Annotated in this window: 12 protein-coding genes; 3 read left to right on the forward strand and 9 right to left on the reverse strand. The window is 38.4% G+C overall.

Annotated elements, in window-relative coordinates; all coding sequences use genetic code 11:
• Positions 1-1,310: 1,310 nt before the first annotated feature.
• Entirely contained in the window at positions 1,311-2,768 is a 1,458-nt protein-coding gene (locus ACI3K6_RS18910) for a glycoside hydrolase family 1 protein (protein ID WP_435556037.1), read from the reverse strand.
• A gap of 210 nt (positions 2,769-2,978) precedes the next feature.
• Between ACI3K6_RS18910 and ACI3K6_RS18915 the strand changes: the two genes are divergently transcribed.
• Positions 2,979-3,716 (forward strand): MurR/RpiR family transcriptional regulator, encoded by a 738-nt coding sequence (locus ACI3K6_RS18915; protein WP_335480589.1) that lies wholly within the window; start codon positions 2,979-2,981, stop codon positions 3,714-3,716.
• Positions 3,717-3,743: 27 nt separating this feature from the next.
• On the opposite strand, the gene ACI3K6_RS18920 is transcribed toward ACI3K6_RS18915, so the two are convergent.
• The 5 genes from ACI3K6_RS18920 to ACI3K6_RS18940 form a co-directional block, all read right to left on the reverse strand.
• Positions 3,744-4,952 carry an acyl-CoA dehydrogenase family protein gene (locus ACI3K6_RS18920; RefSeq protein ID WP_435556038.1) on the reverse strand — a complete coding sequence of 403 codons (1,209 nt, stop codon included), beginning with the start codon at positions 4,950-4,952 and terminating at the stop codon, positions 3,744-3,746.
• A 15-nt stretch (positions 4,953-4,967) separates the two neighbouring features.
• Entirely contained in the window at positions 4,968-6,158 is a 1,191-nt protein-coding gene (locus ACI3K6_RS18925; RefSeq protein WP_435556039.1) for a CaiB/BaiF CoA transferase family protein, read from the reverse strand.
• 230 nt (positions 6,159-6,388) lie between these two features.
• The gene (locus ACI3K6_RS18930) at positions 6,389-7,012 is read right to left on the reverse strand and encodes a nucleotidyltransferase family protein (RefSeq protein ID WP_435556040.1); all 624 of its coding nucleotides are present in this window, start codon (positions 7,010-7,012) and stop codon (positions 6,389-6,391) included.
• Entirely contained in the window at positions 7,009-8,220 is a 1,212-nt protein-coding gene (locus ACI3K6_RS18935; RefSeq protein ID WP_435556041.1) for an XdhC family protein, read from the reverse strand. The genes ACI3K6_RS18930 and ACI3K6_RS18935 overlap by 4 nt, the downstream gene beginning before the upstream one ends.
• A 51-nt stretch (positions 8,221-8,271) precedes the next feature.
• Positions 8,272-10,314 carry a sensor domain-containing protein gene (locus ACI3K6_RS18940; RefSeq protein ID WP_435556042.1) on the reverse strand — a complete coding sequence of 681 codons (2,043 nt, stop codon included), beginning with the start codon at positions 10,312-10,314 and terminating at the stop codon, positions 8,272-8,274.
• A gap of 802 nt (positions 10,315-11,116) precedes the next feature.
• On the opposite strand from ACI3K6_RS18940, the gene sda reads away from it, so the two are divergent.
• A complete protein-coding gene (gene sda / locus ACI3K6_RS18945) occupies positions 11,117-11,266 on the forward strand; it encodes a sporulation histidine kinase inhibitor Sda (protein ID WP_335480575.1) in 150 nt (49 codons plus the stop codon).
• Between the two features lie 16 nt (positions 11,267-11,282).
• Here the strand turns inward: sda and ACI3K6_RS18950 are convergent, their stop codons facing one another.
• Positions 11,283-12,368 (reverse strand): CotH kinase family protein, encoded by a 1,086-nt coding sequence (locus ACI3K6_RS18950; protein ID WP_435556043.1) that lies wholly within the window; start codon positions 12,366-12,368, stop codon positions 11,283-11,285.
• 197 nt (positions 12,369-12,565) lie between these two features.
• Here ACI3K6_RS18950 and ACI3K6_RS18955 point away from each other — a divergent pair, with 197 nt between their 5' ends.
• Positions 12,566-12,928 (forward strand): CotG/ExsB N-terminal domain-containing protein, encoded by a 363-nt coding sequence (locus tag ACI3K6_RS18955; RefSeq protein ID WP_435556044.1) that lies wholly within the window; start codon positions 12,566-12,568, stop codon positions 12,926-12,928.
• Between the two features lie 48 nt (positions 12,929-12,976).
• On the opposite strand, the gene ACI3K6_RS18960 is transcribed toward ACI3K6_RS18955, so the two are convergent.
• Positions 12,977-13,699: a DsbA family oxidoreductase gene (locus tag ACI3K6_RS18960; RefSeq protein WP_435556045.1), complete on the reverse strand. Its 723-nt coding sequence runs from the start codon at positions 13,697-13,699 to the stop codon at positions 12,977-12,979.
• A gap of 176 nt (positions 13,700-13,875) precedes the next feature.
• Complete coding sequence (locus ACI3K6_RS18965; RefSeq protein ID WP_435556046.1) at positions 13,876-15,411, reverse strand: amino acid permease; 1,536 nt, start codon at positions 15,409-15,411, stop codon at positions 13,876-13,878.
• Positions 15,412-15,422 lie beyond the last annotated feature (11 nt).

Genomic DNA, 15,422 nt, shown 5'->3' on the forward strand with positions numbered 1-15,422 from the left:
TCCATAAATGCTGTCCAAATGAATTATTGAATGACAAGAAGTTATCCAAAACATGAATACTAACTTCGGACACTCACCTGTTAAAATATCGGGTTCTTGTCTGAAGTCGTGTTAACTTCGGACATGTTAAACTCAAAAATTCTAGATTGTGTTCGATGTCTTGCCAAATTCGTACACTCACCTGCAAAAATAACAAGTTCTTGTTAGAACTCGTGTTAACTTCGGACTCGCTTGTTTTAAAAATGCTAGATTGTGTCCGATGTCTTGCCAATTTCGGACACGCACCTGCAAAAATAACAAGTTCCTGTCTGAAGTCGGGTTAACTTCGGACTCGCTTGTTTTAAAAATGCTAGATTGTGTCCGATGTCTTGCCAATTTCGGACACGCACCTGCAAAAATAACAAGTTCCTGTCTGAAGTCGGGTTAACTTCGGACATGCTTAACTCAAAAATTCTAGATTGTGTCCGATGTCGTGCCAAATCCGGACACTCACCTGCAAAAATAACAAGTTCCTGTCTGAAGTCGGGTTAACTTCGGACATGCTTAACTCAAAAATTCTAGATTGTGTCCGATGTCGTGCCAACTTCAGACACGCACCTGCAAAAATAACAAGTTCCTGTCTGAAGTCGGGTTAACTTCGGACATGCTTAACTCAAAAATTCTAGATTGTGTCCGATGTCTTGCCAATTTCGGACACGCACCTGCAAAAATAACAAGTTCCTGTCTGAAGTCGGGTTAACTTCGGACTCGCTTGTTTTAAAAATGCTAGATTGTGTCCGATGTCGTGCCAATTTCGGACACGCACCTGCAAAAATAACAAGTTCCTGTCTGAAGTCGGGTTAACTTCGGACTCGCTTGACTCAAAAATGCTAGATTGTGTCCGATGTCTTGCCAACATCGGACATGCACCTGCAAAAATAACAAGTTCTTGTTAGAACTCGTGTTAACTTCGGACTCGCTTGTTTTAAAAATGCTAGATTGTGTCCGATGTCTTGCCAACATCGGACATGCACCTGCAAAAATAACAAGTTCCTGTCTGAAGTCGGGTTAACTTCGGACACACCTGACTCAAAAAAGCTAGATTGTGTCCGATGTCTTGCCAACTTCGGACACGCACCTGCAAAAATAACAAGTTCCTGTCTGAAGTCGGGTTAACTTCGGACTCGCTTGACTCAAAAACGCAAGATTGTTTCAGAAGTCTTGCCAATTTCAGACACGAATCAGCCATAAAAGCACGTACATACCGAATTAGAATTGAAGTAAAAAAAGAAAGGTCTGTTTCAGTTCGAAACAGACTCTTAAATAGTTTTTTATAATTCTCCACCATTTGTCGCTATCACATTTTTATACCAATCGAAAGATTTTTTCTTGCGTCTTTTTAAGGTGCCATTGCCGTAATCATCCTGATCAACATAAATGAAGCCGTATCGTTTAGACATTTCAGAAGTTCCGGCACTGATTAAATCGATACAGCCCCAAGTGGTATAACCGATAAGATCTACACCATCTTTAATGGCCTCGCCCATTTGATCGATATGGGCACGTAAATAGTCAATACGATAATCATCATTGATAGAACCGTCTTCTTCCACTTTATCGTAGGCACCCAACCCATTTTCAACTATAAATAATGGCACCTGGTAACGATCATACATTTTCTTTAAAGTAATTCGCAAACCTTTCGGGTCAATCTGCCAGCCCCAATCGGATGATTGTAGATATGGATTTTTAACTCCGCTAAAGAAGTTTCCTTTCTCCTTTAGTTTTTCAGGGGAACCACTTGCAACCATCGTCATGTAGTAGCTAAATGATAGAAAGTCGACAGTATGCTGCAATAAGATCTCTTCATCCCCTGGCAACATGTCAATTTTAATATTATTTTCTTCAAAATATTTGTTCATGAAGCTTGGATAATATCCACGAACTTGAACGTCCGTGAAGAATAAGTTCTTTTGATCTTCTTCCAATGCAACTAATACATCATCCGGATTACACGTTTCAGGATAAACCTCCATACGTGCCAACATACAGCCAATCATTGCATCCGGAATGATTTCATGACATGCTTTTACGGCTCTTGCACTGGCTACAAATTGGTGATGAAGGGCCTGATAAACGGCCTGTTCCTTATTTTCTACACGATCAACCAGAATCCCGCTTCCGATATAGGGTGAAAAGGCTGAGATATTGATTTCATTAAACGTTAACCAATATTTTACTTTTCCTTTATATCGTTTAAATACCGTCTCTGCATAATGAACAAAGAAATCAACCAAACGTCTGTCGGCCCATCCATTATATTTGCGTACTAAATGAAGTGGTATCTCATAGTGAGATAGGGTTACCAAAGGTTCAATTCCATATTTCAGCAACTCATCAAACACTCGATCATAAAAGGCTAATCCTTCTTCATTCGGCTCAAGATCATCCCCGTTTGGAAAAATCCGCGGCCAGGAAATCGACATCCGGAATGTTTTAAAGCCCATTTCCGCAAATAGTGCGATATCTTCTTTATAACGATGATAAAAATCAATACCACGGCGTTTAGGGAAATTATCCCCTTTTTTGCCAGCCAATAGCTCCTCTAATTCTATTTCACTTGTTACATCCATCTCGATGCCTTCATTTCCTCGTTCCTCTTTCGGAACAAAAGTTACCATATCAAAAATGGACAAACCTTTGCCGCCTTCATTATAGGCACCTTCTAATTGATTAGCTGCGGTTGCTCCACCCCATAAAAATCCTTCAGGAAAACGATTCTTACCCATTTTTTACCTCCTGCCATTTATATACCATGTTAGTATGAGCTTTTTTCTAAAGACTATATAAGAATAGTAAGTTTAAATAGAAAGATAGTAAATAAATGAAGGGCATGTTGTCAGAAGTATGGATAATGGTTACTTGTTACATAACTGTAACACTGTGTATCAAACCGATGGTATAATGAAGTATAAAATTTCGAGGAGTCCCCAATAAATATGTTTACTAACGAAATGATTACCTCATTTAATGAAATTGAATTGTCCATTTACAACTATATCAGTCAAAACATGAATAAAGTGGTATATATGCGAATTCGTGAATTGGCAGATGAAACTCATGTATCCACAGCGACCATTTTACGATTTTGCAGAAAAATTAATTGTGAAGGATTTTCAGAATTTAAAGTCAAGCTGAAAATGTACTTAGAAGAGAACAAGACCACGACCATCAAAAGTTCATTACATGCTGTGATGGAATTCTTTGAACGGACATTAAAGGGTGATATAGATGATAAAATTAGCCAAGCAGCATCACTGATCACAGAAGCAGAGAATGTGATCTTTATTGGCATTGGCAGCTCAGGTATTTTGGCAGAATACGGGGCAAGATACTTTTCCAGTTTAGGGAAATTTTCATTATATATTAAGGACCCTATGTTTCCTATTCATTCGCAACTCCGGCTAAATAGCGTCACAATCGCTTTATCGGTGACAGGAGAAAATTCTTTTACTGTGACTCATCTTAACCAGCTAAAACAAGAAGGCAGTAAAATCATCAGTATTACTAATAATAAACTTTCTACCATTGCCAACATGTCTGATTTAAATATTCCTTATTATGTCACGGAGGAATTTTTTGACCACGCTAATATTACTACCCAAGTTCCGGTGGTTTATATTTTAGAATCATTGGCTCGAGAAGTATTTAAACTCAATCAAAATAAAAGAGGGTGAAATACGTTTCACCCTCTCAATACTATTTTATTTTGAAACGGTTTCTTTTTCGAACGGCCAAGCCGGCAGCATGTTATTTAATGGTTTATCTTCCCGATAACCGAGTACATATTCTGCTTGCATGATGGTATGAATTTCTCTTGTTCCTTCGTAAATGACCGGAGCTTTGGAGTTTCTTAAGAATCGTTCTACCGGGTATTCACTGGAATAACCATACGCTCCATGAATTTGGACTGCATCATCAGCGGCTTTATTGGCAAAATCACAGGCCTGCCATTTGGCAAGGGAGGTTTCACGGGTGTTACGGACACCTTTGTTTTTCAGTTCTCCAACGCGATATACCAACAATCGGCTCATCTGCAAACCTGCTTCCATGTTGGCAAGCATTTGTTGAACTAACTGATGCTTCCCAATTTCTTTCCCAAACGTTTTTCGTTCATGGCAATAATTCACACTTTCTTCTAACGATGCCATGATAAGGCCTACAGCCCCTGCGGCAACGGTAAATCGACCATTATCGAGCGCAGCCATCGCGATTTTGAATCCTTCACCTTCTTGACCTAATAAATTTTCTTTTGGCACTCTAACCTGGTCAAAGAATAGCTCACCAGTGTTACCGGAACGAATTCCCAGTTTTCCTTTAATGGCTTTTGAAGAGAAACCAGGCATCGTCCGTTCAACGATAAACGCTGAAATACCATGGTGCTTTTTCGATTTATCCGTATAGGCAAATACGATAAAATGATCAGCAACGTCACAAAGTGAAATCCACGTTTTCGAACCATTTAAAATGTAATCGTCACCATCTTTAACCGCTGTAGTGGCAAGAGAAGCAACATCAGAACCAGCTCCAGGCTCCGTTAATCCAAATGCACCGATTTTTTCACCCTTAGCCTGTGGGACCAAATACTTTTGCTTTTGCTCTTCAGTCCCCCATTGTAAAAGCGTTAAACTATTTAAACCGATATGAACGGAAACAGCCGTACGGAATACCGTATCCCCTCTTTCCAACTCTTCACAAACGATTGCCAGTGAATTGTAGTCCATTCCGCTGCCACCATATTGCTCCGGAATACAAACGCCCAAAAGGTCCAAATCTCTTAATCTTTTCCAAATGACTGGATCAAAGTAGCCACGCTCATCCCATTCTCGCATATTAGGAATAATTTCCTTATCTACAAAACTTCTTACCATCTTTCTTAACATAACCTGTTCTTCTGAAAAATCAAAATTCATTGTCAAAAACCTCCATTAAATAATTTTTTGACTTTCAAATTGCTCAATTTCATCTAAAGAATATCCGGCTTGCAGTAAAATTTCCTTCGTATGTTCACCGGCCACCGGTGGGTGTCTTTCAATCTTTGTCTTTGTCCTTGAAAGTTTAATAGGTGAACCAACCAGCTTCACTACCCCTGCTTCAGGATGGTTCACTTCAACAACCATTTCACGTGCGTTTACTTGGGGTTGATTAAATACTTGATCCATTGAACTAATAGGGCCGCAGGGAATGTTGTGTGCACAAAATAATTCAGTCCAATACTCAACCGGTTTTAATTGCAGTTGCTCCTCTAATATTTTTCCGAGCAAAGTTCTATTTTGTACTCTTGCATCATTAGTATGAAATCTTTCGTCATGTGCAATCTCTGCAATCCCCATCGCTTCACATAAAGTGGAAAATTGGCGATTATTGCCGACTGCGATAATTATTTCTCCATCCAATGCTTTATAGATTGAGTATGGAACAATGTTGGGATGATCATTTCCCAATCTTCTCGGAACATGACCGGAAATAAGATAGTTGCTGGCCACGTTGGCAAGTGAGCTAACCGCTGTATCTAGGAGCGACATATCTATTTTTTGCCCCATCCCCGACTTTCCGCGTTCGAGAAGGGCTGCCTCAATAGAAATGGCAGAATATAAACCTGTTAAGATATCAACCATGGCTACACCGATTTTAATAGGTCCACTTTCTTCACTTCCTGTAATACTCATCAGACCGCTCATACCCTGGATGATATAATCATAGCCAGGCAAATGACTTAATGGACCTGTTTCACCAAATCCAGTAATCGAACAAAACACCAATCTAGGGTTGATCGTTTTCAACGATTCGTAGTCTAATTGCCATTTTTCCATCGAGCCCGTTTTAAAATTATGAATCAGTACATCCGCATCTTCTGCCAGCTTCCGGATAATCGCTCTTCCTTCTTCTGTTTTCAGATTAACAGTGATACTCCGCTTATTTCTGTTTGTACATAAATAATAAGCGCTTACACCATTTTGAAACGGCGGACCCCAACTCCTCGTTTCATCACTTCCACCCGGGGCTTCCACTTTTATCACATCTGCACCCAGGTCCGCCAAAATCATAGTACAATACGGACCAGCCAGCACCCTTGTTAAATCTAATACCTTAATCCCCGTTAATGCCCCACCACTCACTTTTCCACCTCCACTTTCTAAATTTGTCTCAAAAACATAAAAAGCCAGCCCAAACACACAGATGTGGTATGGACTGGCTACCTGATCCATTAATACCAACCGACAAAGGCTGGGAGTGGAATCTAATTAGTCAGTAAATTCAATTATAAAACCATCCTCATTTCCTTCTGCTGTCTGGCAGATAGGATGAAGCTATTTTTAGCTTACAAGAATTTTCTGACTAATTCAAGTCATTTTTCCTTTAATTTAATTTTTATTAAAGCCTTTTCATACTCTTCAGGGGTGTCAAAATCATGAATAATCCCCTCATCCATCAAATCAATAAAATAATGATCTTTAAATTTCCTCATCATTTGCTTGGCTCCCTGGTCCCCCTTTAAGTCTCTCCAATCAATTTTTGCAAAATGGCCGATAAACACCGGATGCCCTGGTTGTTGCTGGTAACTTGGCTGCACCACATATGGATCGTTTCTGTTATTTAATAGGCTTGACCCTCGATGCACCACTTTTTCTATAGTTTTTGATTGAATTAACGGCATATCAACTAACATAATCAAGAGTCCCTCATATTTTTTCATTGCATAAGATAATCCTGTTTTTAAGCTCTCACTTAAACCAGCCGGATATTGCCTGCAAGTCAAAAATGTAACACGCTTATCTTTGATTGACACTATTTCTTTTATTTTTTCACACTGATGGCCCAGGATCACTATAATTTCGGCAAATGATTGTTTCCTTAGTTGATTAATCTGGTACTCGATCAATGTTTTCCCCTTCCACTTAAGCAATTGCTTTGGATAGTTCATCCTTGAGGACGACCCTGCAGCTAATAAAATGGAACAGATATTTTTCATACCTGTTCCTCCAGTTCCCTTGAACGCTTATGATGAATCTGCGATCGATCTCGCAAAAATCCACCTTTGTGGCCATTCCGAAAAGCGAGAATTTCACTGATAATACTAACGGCTATTTCTTCTGAGGATACTGCCCCAATATCAAGACCAATGGGACTGTGCAACTTTTCTAATTGATTTTTTGAAAAAATAATGTTCTGTTCCTTTAAAAGGTTCAAGAGGTTTTCCCGTCGTTTTTTTGGTCCTAACAGGCCAATATACGGGGATTCTGTTTTCATAGCAAATGCCAACGACTCCATATCTCGTTCCAAATGATGATTCATGATGACAATATAGGATTGTTTATTCATTTTTCCGATAGTGCTGTATTTTTCCGGCCCCGCAAGTATCGTTCTTGCTGATGGAAATCTTTCCTTTGTATTATAGGTTTCTCGCGGGTCAATGATGGTGGTGTGAAACCCTAAAACTTGACTGATATTGACCAAAGAAACCACATCATACCCTGCCCCAAAAATAAATAACTGTGGCGGAGGGAGAAATACATCAAAGAAAACTCGAATATCCCCAGAGAGTGTATCCATTGCTAGCATTTCAGAACGTGCAGTTAATTGAGCTAACTTTGCCCTAGAAATGGAGACCAACTTCTCTTTTATCATGGCATCCTTTAACTCTCCAAAGACCTCATTCCCTGTAATGATTAAACTTGGGCCTGCTTTCCCATGTTCTGTTAACAATCTACAAACCACGTTCGGTTCACAACAAGATTGCAACTCCGCCATTTTGTTCCATATATCAGTGTTACCAATAGGCTCTATCCATATTTCCACCGTCCCAGGGCAGCCTAATCCCAGACCCCAGACATAATCTTCATTCAGATTATAACGCTTGATACATGCTTTTCCTGATTTCAGTACCAACTCAGCATTTTGAATCACATCCGCCTCTAAACAGCCCCCTGATATGATTCCATAGCTATGTCCATTTGGTTCGATGATCATCTTAGCTCCTTCCCGCTTATAGGCTGAACCCTCTACGGAAATAACAGTAGCAAGTACTCCTTTATGCTGATGCTGAATGTAATTGGACAAAAGCTCCATCACCCGGTGATCCGAAGTCATCCGTAACACTTCCTTTAAACGAACTCTTTCTTCATAGTAATGTATTTTGAGAATTTCTAAATCATGCGGCATTTCTACGATAAAAAACACCTGAAATTCCTTCAGGTGTTGAGGTAAAATATTTATTTAGGGTTTTGTCAATTACTTAAAAGTTACTTGTTTAAAATCGGTTACAGGAACTGGTTTACTATAAAAATAACCTTGCGCTTCATTACACATTTGATTGAGCAAAAAAGATACATGCTCCTTTGTTTCCACACCTTCTGCAATAACTTGCAGTTTCAGGTTTTTTGCCATAGAAATAATTGTTTTCACAATGGTTTCATCATGAACATCATTAATACAATCTCGAATAAAGGATTGGTCAACCTTTAGTTTATCAATCGGGAATTTCTTCAAATAATATAATGAACTATATCCTGTGCCAAAGTCATCAATACTAATTTTAACTCCGATTTTCTTTAATTCAAGCAGCATAGAAATAGCACGTTCTACGTTCATCGTCATACTTTCTGTTATTTCAAGTTCTAAATATTTCGGTTCTAGCCCTGTCTCCACCAGTGTGCGTTTTACGATTTCGGGTAGGTTGGATTGAAAGAACTGCTTAGCAGATATGTTGACAGCCATTGTAAAAGGAGGCATTCCTTCCTCTTGCCATTTCTTATTTTGCAGACAAGCTGATTTTAAGACCCATTCCCCAATTGGAATGATTAATCCTGACTCCTCAGCAATCGGAATAAATTCAGCCGGAGGTATCATCCCCTTCTCCGGATGCTGCCATCTTATAAGCGCCTCTGCCCCAATAATCTCATTTGTTTCCATATTAATTTGCGGTTGATAATAGAGGACAAATTCATTGCGCTCCAATGCTTTTCTGAGTTCCCTTTCATAATCCAACTCATTTTTGGAATCATTTTCTAAACTATCATTAAAAAATTGATAATTGTTTTTACCGAGACTTTTTGCATAATACATGGATAAATCGGCATTTTTAATGAGTTGGTCAAAATCTGAACCATGAATGGGATACATGCTGATTCCAATACTTGGAGTTACAAATATTTCGTGATGGTTTAAATAATAGGGCTGTGATAGGCTATTTAATATGATTTGTGAAACCTTTGCCGCACAATTGCTTGATTTTTCCGGCAGCAGGATCGCAAATTCATCTCCGCCGTATCTGGATATAATATCCTTTTTACTCACACAACCTTTTAAACGTTCCGCAATATCCATTAATAATTTGTCGCCAATTTCGTGTCCCAGATTATCGTTAACTGCCTTAAAGCGATCCAAATCAAGAAAAATGACAGCAAAATGCGAGTTATTTTTTTCGGCATTTTCGATCACTTCACCCATTTTTTCTTTAAGGTAATAACGATTCGGCAAATTCGTTAATTGATCGTGATAAGCCATATGTCTGATTATTTTCTCAGAATTAACTTTTTCTGTCACATCGATCACAGTACCGATAATAGAATCTTTACCATGATTAGCAACTTTAGATCCATAACCTTCGACATAAATAGGGTTTCCATATTTACCTTTAACCCGAAATTTTGTAACCGTTCCGGTCCCTTTATTTAGATAAAGCTTTTTTATATTTTCATCAACTTTTACTTGGTCATCAGGCATGATTATATTTGATAAATTCATACCATGTAATTCTTCAAGGCTATACCCTGTCAGTTTACATAAATATGGATTCACATATACTATTTTTCGATTATGTAAAATATAAACGCCAACCTGGGAGTTTTCAACAAGGCTTCTATATTTGTTCTCTGCTTCGATAATCAGAGTTTGAATTCGGTAATTTTCTGTAATATCCTTTACTATTGCAAAAATCCCTGTGATAACGCCATTATTATAGATAGGTATGTTGGTAACGTTTACTTTTCTCTCATTACCACCTTTATCAATAATCCAACATTCATAATGATTGGCTTCTCCGTTAACTGCTTCCTCAAAATAAGAAAGAGCTTTTTTTAAATCTGATGGCACAACTAGTGGAGCAAATGATTGATTCAAAAGCTCATCAACATCATATCCGAATAAATCAGAAATCGCATTATTCGCTTCCATGAAAATACCATTTGTATCAAATGATATGACCACATCAGGATTCTGATCAAATAGAGATTTATAATTTGTACTGGTTACTCCCCTAAATTTCTCGAACATACTTTTGTATTCTCCTGTATTTGTATACATTTATTGTCATTTAAAGTATAAAGAAATTATTTCTCCATAACAACATAATCTTGGTAGAAATATTCGAAATGTTCATAAATCGCCTTCTATTACGAACGCTAATACTAGAATTCAACATTTCTTAGGTTATCGTGGATATACACAATGAAAGTTGGAGGGTGCAATATAGGTGCACCTCTTGATTATACAACAGGAATTTCATTTAGCAGTAAATATTTATTAAGATTCGGAATTATTTTAATGGGGATCTGGCGATTGAGCAGGGCCCTTTTCATCAAATACAAACTGACGGCTTTCCTCCTCACTTCCCTCAAGAGAAAAATAATGGGCCTCCTTTCTTATGAGGAAGCCATTTTTTATTTGGTCCTGTTAAACTTGTCTGTTGATTTCCGCTCCAGTTGCTTCGCTTTCCGTGGACGTTTCGGTGAGCCTCCACGGCGCTTGCGCCTGCGGGGTCTCTCCAGAACCGTACTCCCACAGGACATTGATTTTCTTCCTAGAATTTCGCCCACGCACGAAGGAAATGCGTTAGCATTTTCGAGGAGTCTTCGCACCTTCCGCTCCAATCAACAGAGTGTAAAAAATCAACACTGTTCTTTAACACAGCCTTTTATTTCATAAATAGGTACGTAATTGAAAGGGAAAATATCACAGTGATAAACATTTTTACCTTTTTTTGAAAGTTTTGTGGATTTTTAATTAAATATATTCAAAATAGTGAACAAGTAATTTAATATATTGAACAGAAATCAATTAAAAGAGGGATCATGTTTTGAAATCACTGCAACTTTTACAAGATCAAATTTTATTACAGGCTTATCAAGAATCGATTCAATTAAACCTATCTAACGAATTCATTGGTATTCTTTTAGACGAAATTAGCCGTAGAAACCTTTTTATATCTCAAGAGAGCTGCAATTAGCGGCTCTTTTTTTGTCCTACAACAATTTGTACAATCTAGTTTGCAGATAAACTCTGCGCTCTTCTATATATCTTAAAATTACATCCAGTTCCCCATCAAACACATCAATATATTTGTTTTTATAGGGGTCCATTAGCAGAAAGGGGCGGATTTCGTTTAATAATTTTTCAGCCCTTGGCGCGATAAACTCTTTTGAAAATGGATAAGCTAACACCTCTAAAATAAGATCACGATACCTTCTGCGAAAATGGTCAACGTCTAATAATCTGGCAGTCAATGTATTAAATCCTTTTATAGGTACATAATCAGCTTCCATTATTTTTCCATTCACATCACGTCCCCAAGTCGCATCATAATCCCAAGGAATCATTTCAAACAGCCCTGTTTCACTACTTCGAAATAAAGAATAATTGTGTACGAATCCATCATAATTCGAAGTGAAAATAATTCCTGCCATCCATCTAAGATATTTCTCTACATCTACATATTTTTGAATTTCCCTCTCAAATTCATTTCTTGGTATAGTATTAATCTTAAAAATCATTTCCTCTAAGTAATAATCATCTTTCCCATACTTTTTCTCATAGCCCTGTTTTAAAGACTTTTTTGTCTTCTTATCCAAATCGCTCATTAAAGAAAAATTGGCATCCCCATCAATTGCATAAAAAATACTTCCTCCTGGGAGTTTTCTTCTTTTTAAAAAAAACTCATCCACTGATTCGATTTCCAAATAAACGCCTTCCATTTTTCCATTCAATGTTAAACAAACGTGACGTGAATTCGGGGATAAACAGCCTAGCTCTGAAAAAAAATCAAAGGAAAGTTTATTACGGATCATGGATGGATCTTTGTATTCGGCATTTAAATGAATGAGCTTTGAGCCTCGATAGTATGCAGGCTTATAGAAGGAAATCTGATAAGATTTTTTTGGAAAGTCACGTATATGCGATCCACGGTAGCAGACATCAATATCTAAACGTTTACCATCAATCGATAATTGGGCCGGGAGTGGCGTATTTTTCCATATATCCCTTTTCAGTTCTTTCAAATCAACAGGTCTAATGAAAAGTTTATAATGGGGGATTGTAATTGCCTCGTCCATTCTTATCGCCTCCCTCCCTTTATTGGTATGTAATTTGAGAGCTGGCGGTCACGTGAGAAACAGCATTTTTTATCCGTCTAGGCTTTTGTCCTTTACCAAAATTTATAATTAGACGTAAATTGGTAAAAGAGGAGTGGGTTATTCATAGTTATTATTCAATTCGTACTCCCTTTTCAATTTAAAAAGGAGGTGCAAATATGGCAGAAAGAGAATTTTCACCTGAAGATATTCAAATGGCTGCAGATGAAGCAAGACGTGGAGGGTTTGGCGATTTCATGTTTATGGATCCGGGTAGTAACCGAGGCACTTCACGGAGAAGAACTTCAAATAGAAAGACTTCGAGTAAAAGGACTTCCAGGAGAACAACTTCTAAGCAAATGACTTCGTCTAGACATAGAAACACTACAAGACGAAATACTTCAAGAAGAAGGACTTCCAGACATGTACAGCATTTAAAATGCACGAATTGGCACAGCACAGCCCATAACAGACATCAGTCGAAAAGCTGTTGGAAAGATGGGAATATGTGGGTATTTAAAAAACGAAAAAAAGGCTGCTAAAAGAAATGGGAAAGGAGACAAGATCTCCTTTCCCATCTTTTATTTTCCCTACTTCTGCTCAGGTATTGCACAGCTGCCATCTGCACAGCTCACATCATCGTCTGTAGAAAGATTTTGTAGGACCGGTGTAGCAGACTCCTCTTCCCATACTTTTTGAAGAGCCCCTACGAAAGTTTCAAGTGGCTGAGCACCAGAAATGGCATATTTTTGATTGACAATAAAGAAAGGAACGCCGCTAATTCCGTATTGCTGGGAAAGGGCTTCATCCATTCGTACATCACTGGCATATGCAGTTTCATCTTGAAGAACCTCAAGAGCTTTCTGGCGATCAAGTCCCACTTCTTCTGCTATATTAGCCAATGTTTCATGGTCACTAACTAATTTAGATTCAGAAAAATAGCCAAATAAGAGCTTTTCGGTAATAGCACCTTCTTTGCCTTCCGCTTTTGCAAATTTAGCCAAACGATGGGCATCAAACGTATTAGTAGGTTTCATATCATCAAAGTTAAAGGTTAACCCGACTGATGCTGCCTGTTGGCCGACTCCCTTGTTTGCCTGTTTCGCTTGCTCAACACTCATACCATATTTTTTGGCTAACACCTCGTGAATATTTTGACCATTATAATTTGGAGAATTTGGGTCAAGTTCAAAACTTTTGAACTCAACTTCAACCTGATCTTTATGTGGAAATTGTTCAAGTGCCATTTCTAAACGGCGCTTGCCAATATAACAAAATGGACAAACAAAATCTGACCAAACTTCAATTTTCATGTTTACACCTCGTTCTTTTTAATATGTACATAGTACCATATGTAAATGAAAAACCAAGAAATGATGCTTAGGACTTCCCTTTTGAATGATACTTGTTTTAAAAAATAATTGTTTATTTCATCTATTACCAAAATAAGAAAAGTGCCCCGTCTTGCCAATAAGGGCACTTTTCCTTTTTAGTTTTCTTCTTTTTCAAATTCATCTTCCAATCGTCTAATTTCATCGATTGATTTTTCAAGGGCTGCCTGTGGGCCTTTGAAGTGCTTCTTGTAATATCCTAAATCCATGATTATCAGAAGAATAAACATTCCTGCCAGTGCATAGGCAGCCATTTGATTTGGCGGAATCATCATGACGATTGATATGAAAATAATCCATAAAAGACTCAATATGTTAATCGGTTTACTCCACTTCCCAAGATTCCAAGGACCGTAATGTTTCGGCAGAAAGATTCCTTTGGCTTCTGCCCTTAGCTTTAAATATATTGGAATCCCATATGCCACATATAAACCAACCACACTTACCGCGGTTAAAAAGGCAATCGTTGAATAGCCGGCATCAGGATTCATCAGTTTTGTAATGTAGTCTATCAGGGCTAAAGCAAAGGAAAGGATAACGGATAACCAAATGGCTTTTGCCGGTGTCCGATATTTACGGCTGATTTCAGCCCAATGACGGCTAAACGGCATACCTTTATCCCTGGAAAAAGCATACATCATCCTTGAAAAAGAAGTGATCGAGGAAAGCCCGCAAAAGAACATGGCAAGGGTCACAAGCCATAAAACTATTGAACCAAATGTTCCTCCAAGTGCTTTACTGATGACAAAGATGAAAGCATTGTCTGAATTTACTGCACCAGAAGCATCGTGTATGGACAGGGTAACGAAAGCAAGCATGATGAATCCAAAAACAAATGAGAATGCTACCGAGTTATAAATCCCCCAAGGAGCACGAACCCGTGGATGAACAGTTTCTTCAATAGTATGGGCAGATGCATCGTACCCAGTAAAAGTCCATTGCGCCTGCAAAAGTCCGATTAAAAACGCAAGGAAATACGGTTGATCAGAGAAAGTCTGCCCCACTTTAAATAAATAATCAACCGGCTGCAAGCCATTTTTCGTGAAGAAGGCTAAACTTACAACTAGGATGGCCACCACACCCATGTGGTACCAAGCCGAAAAGTCATTTAATTTTGCAACGATTTTAATACCAACGTGATTGAGAATTCCGTGTAAAAGGAGGATAACGCCAAAGACAATTAAAATAGTGGTATCGGTAGAGGAATAACCAAAGACAGATGCCAAGAGTGGGTCTGCAAATAAGGCGCATGAATAATCAATTCCGGCGACGATGCCGATTTGACCAATTAAGTTAATCCAGGCTGTGTACCAACCAATCCTGATCCCTTTTAAGGCAGCAGCCCAGTGATAAAGAGCCCCTGCTGTTGGGATTGCCGATGCAAGTTCAGCAAGAGAAGCAGCAATCAGCAGGACGAAGAAAGCAACGATGGTCCAGCCAAAACCCATCATTCCTGGTCCGCCATAGGTTAAACCATGGCCATAAAGCGATACTGCACCTGTTAAAATGGAAATAATCGAAAATGAGATCGCAAAGTTTGAAAAACCGCCCATATCCCGCAATAATTCCTGAGCATACCCATAACGGTTGAGGTGCTTCTTATCCTCCAACAATTGTTGGTCTTTATTTTTCATTCATGTCCCCT

Source organism: Neobacillus solisequens, from assembly GCF_051233465.1.
In the GTDB taxonomy this organism is placed as follows: Bacteria; Bacillota; Bacilli; order Bacillales; family Cytobacillaceae; genus Neobacillus.

Bases quoted from the DNA above. Each gene is read 5' to 3' on its own strand.
- ACI3K6_RS18915 (WP_335480589.1), top strand. From the start codon at position 2,979: ATGTTTACTAACGAAATGATTACCTCATTTAATGAAATTGAATTGTCC.
- ACI3K6_RS18960 (WP_435556045.1), bottom strand. From the start codon at position 13,699: ATGAAAATTGAAGTTTGGTCAGATTTTGTTTGTCCATTTTGTTATATT.
- ACI3K6_RS18920 (WP_435556038.1), bottom strand. From the start codon at position 4,952: ATGAATTTTGATTTTTCAGAAGAACAGGTTATGTTAAGAAAGATGGTA.
- ACI3K6_RS18910 (WP_435556037.1), bottom strand. From the start codon at position 2,768: ATGGGTAAGAATCGTTTTCCTGAAGGATTTTTATGGGGTGGAGCAACC.
- ACI3K6_RS18950 (WP_435556043.1), bottom strand. From the start codon at position 12,368: ATGGACGAGGCAATTACAATCCCCCATTATAAACTTTTCATTAGACCT.
- ACI3K6_RS18955 (WP_435556044.1), top strand. From the start codon at position 12,566: ATGGCAGAAAGAGAATTTTCACCTGAAGATATTCAAATGGCTGCAGAT.
- ACI3K6_RS18940 (WP_435556042.1), bottom strand. From the start codon at position 10,314: ATGTTCGAGAAATTTAGGGGAGTAACCAGTACAAATTATAAATCTCTA.
- ACI3K6_RS18965 (WP_435556046.1), bottom strand. From the start codon at position 15,411: ATGAAAAATAAAGACCAACAATTGTTGGAGGATAAGAAGCACCTCAAC.
- ACI3K6_RS18930 (WP_435556040.1), bottom strand. From the start codon at position 7,012: ATGAAAAATATCTGTTCCATTTTATTAGCTGCAGGGTCGTCCTCAAGG.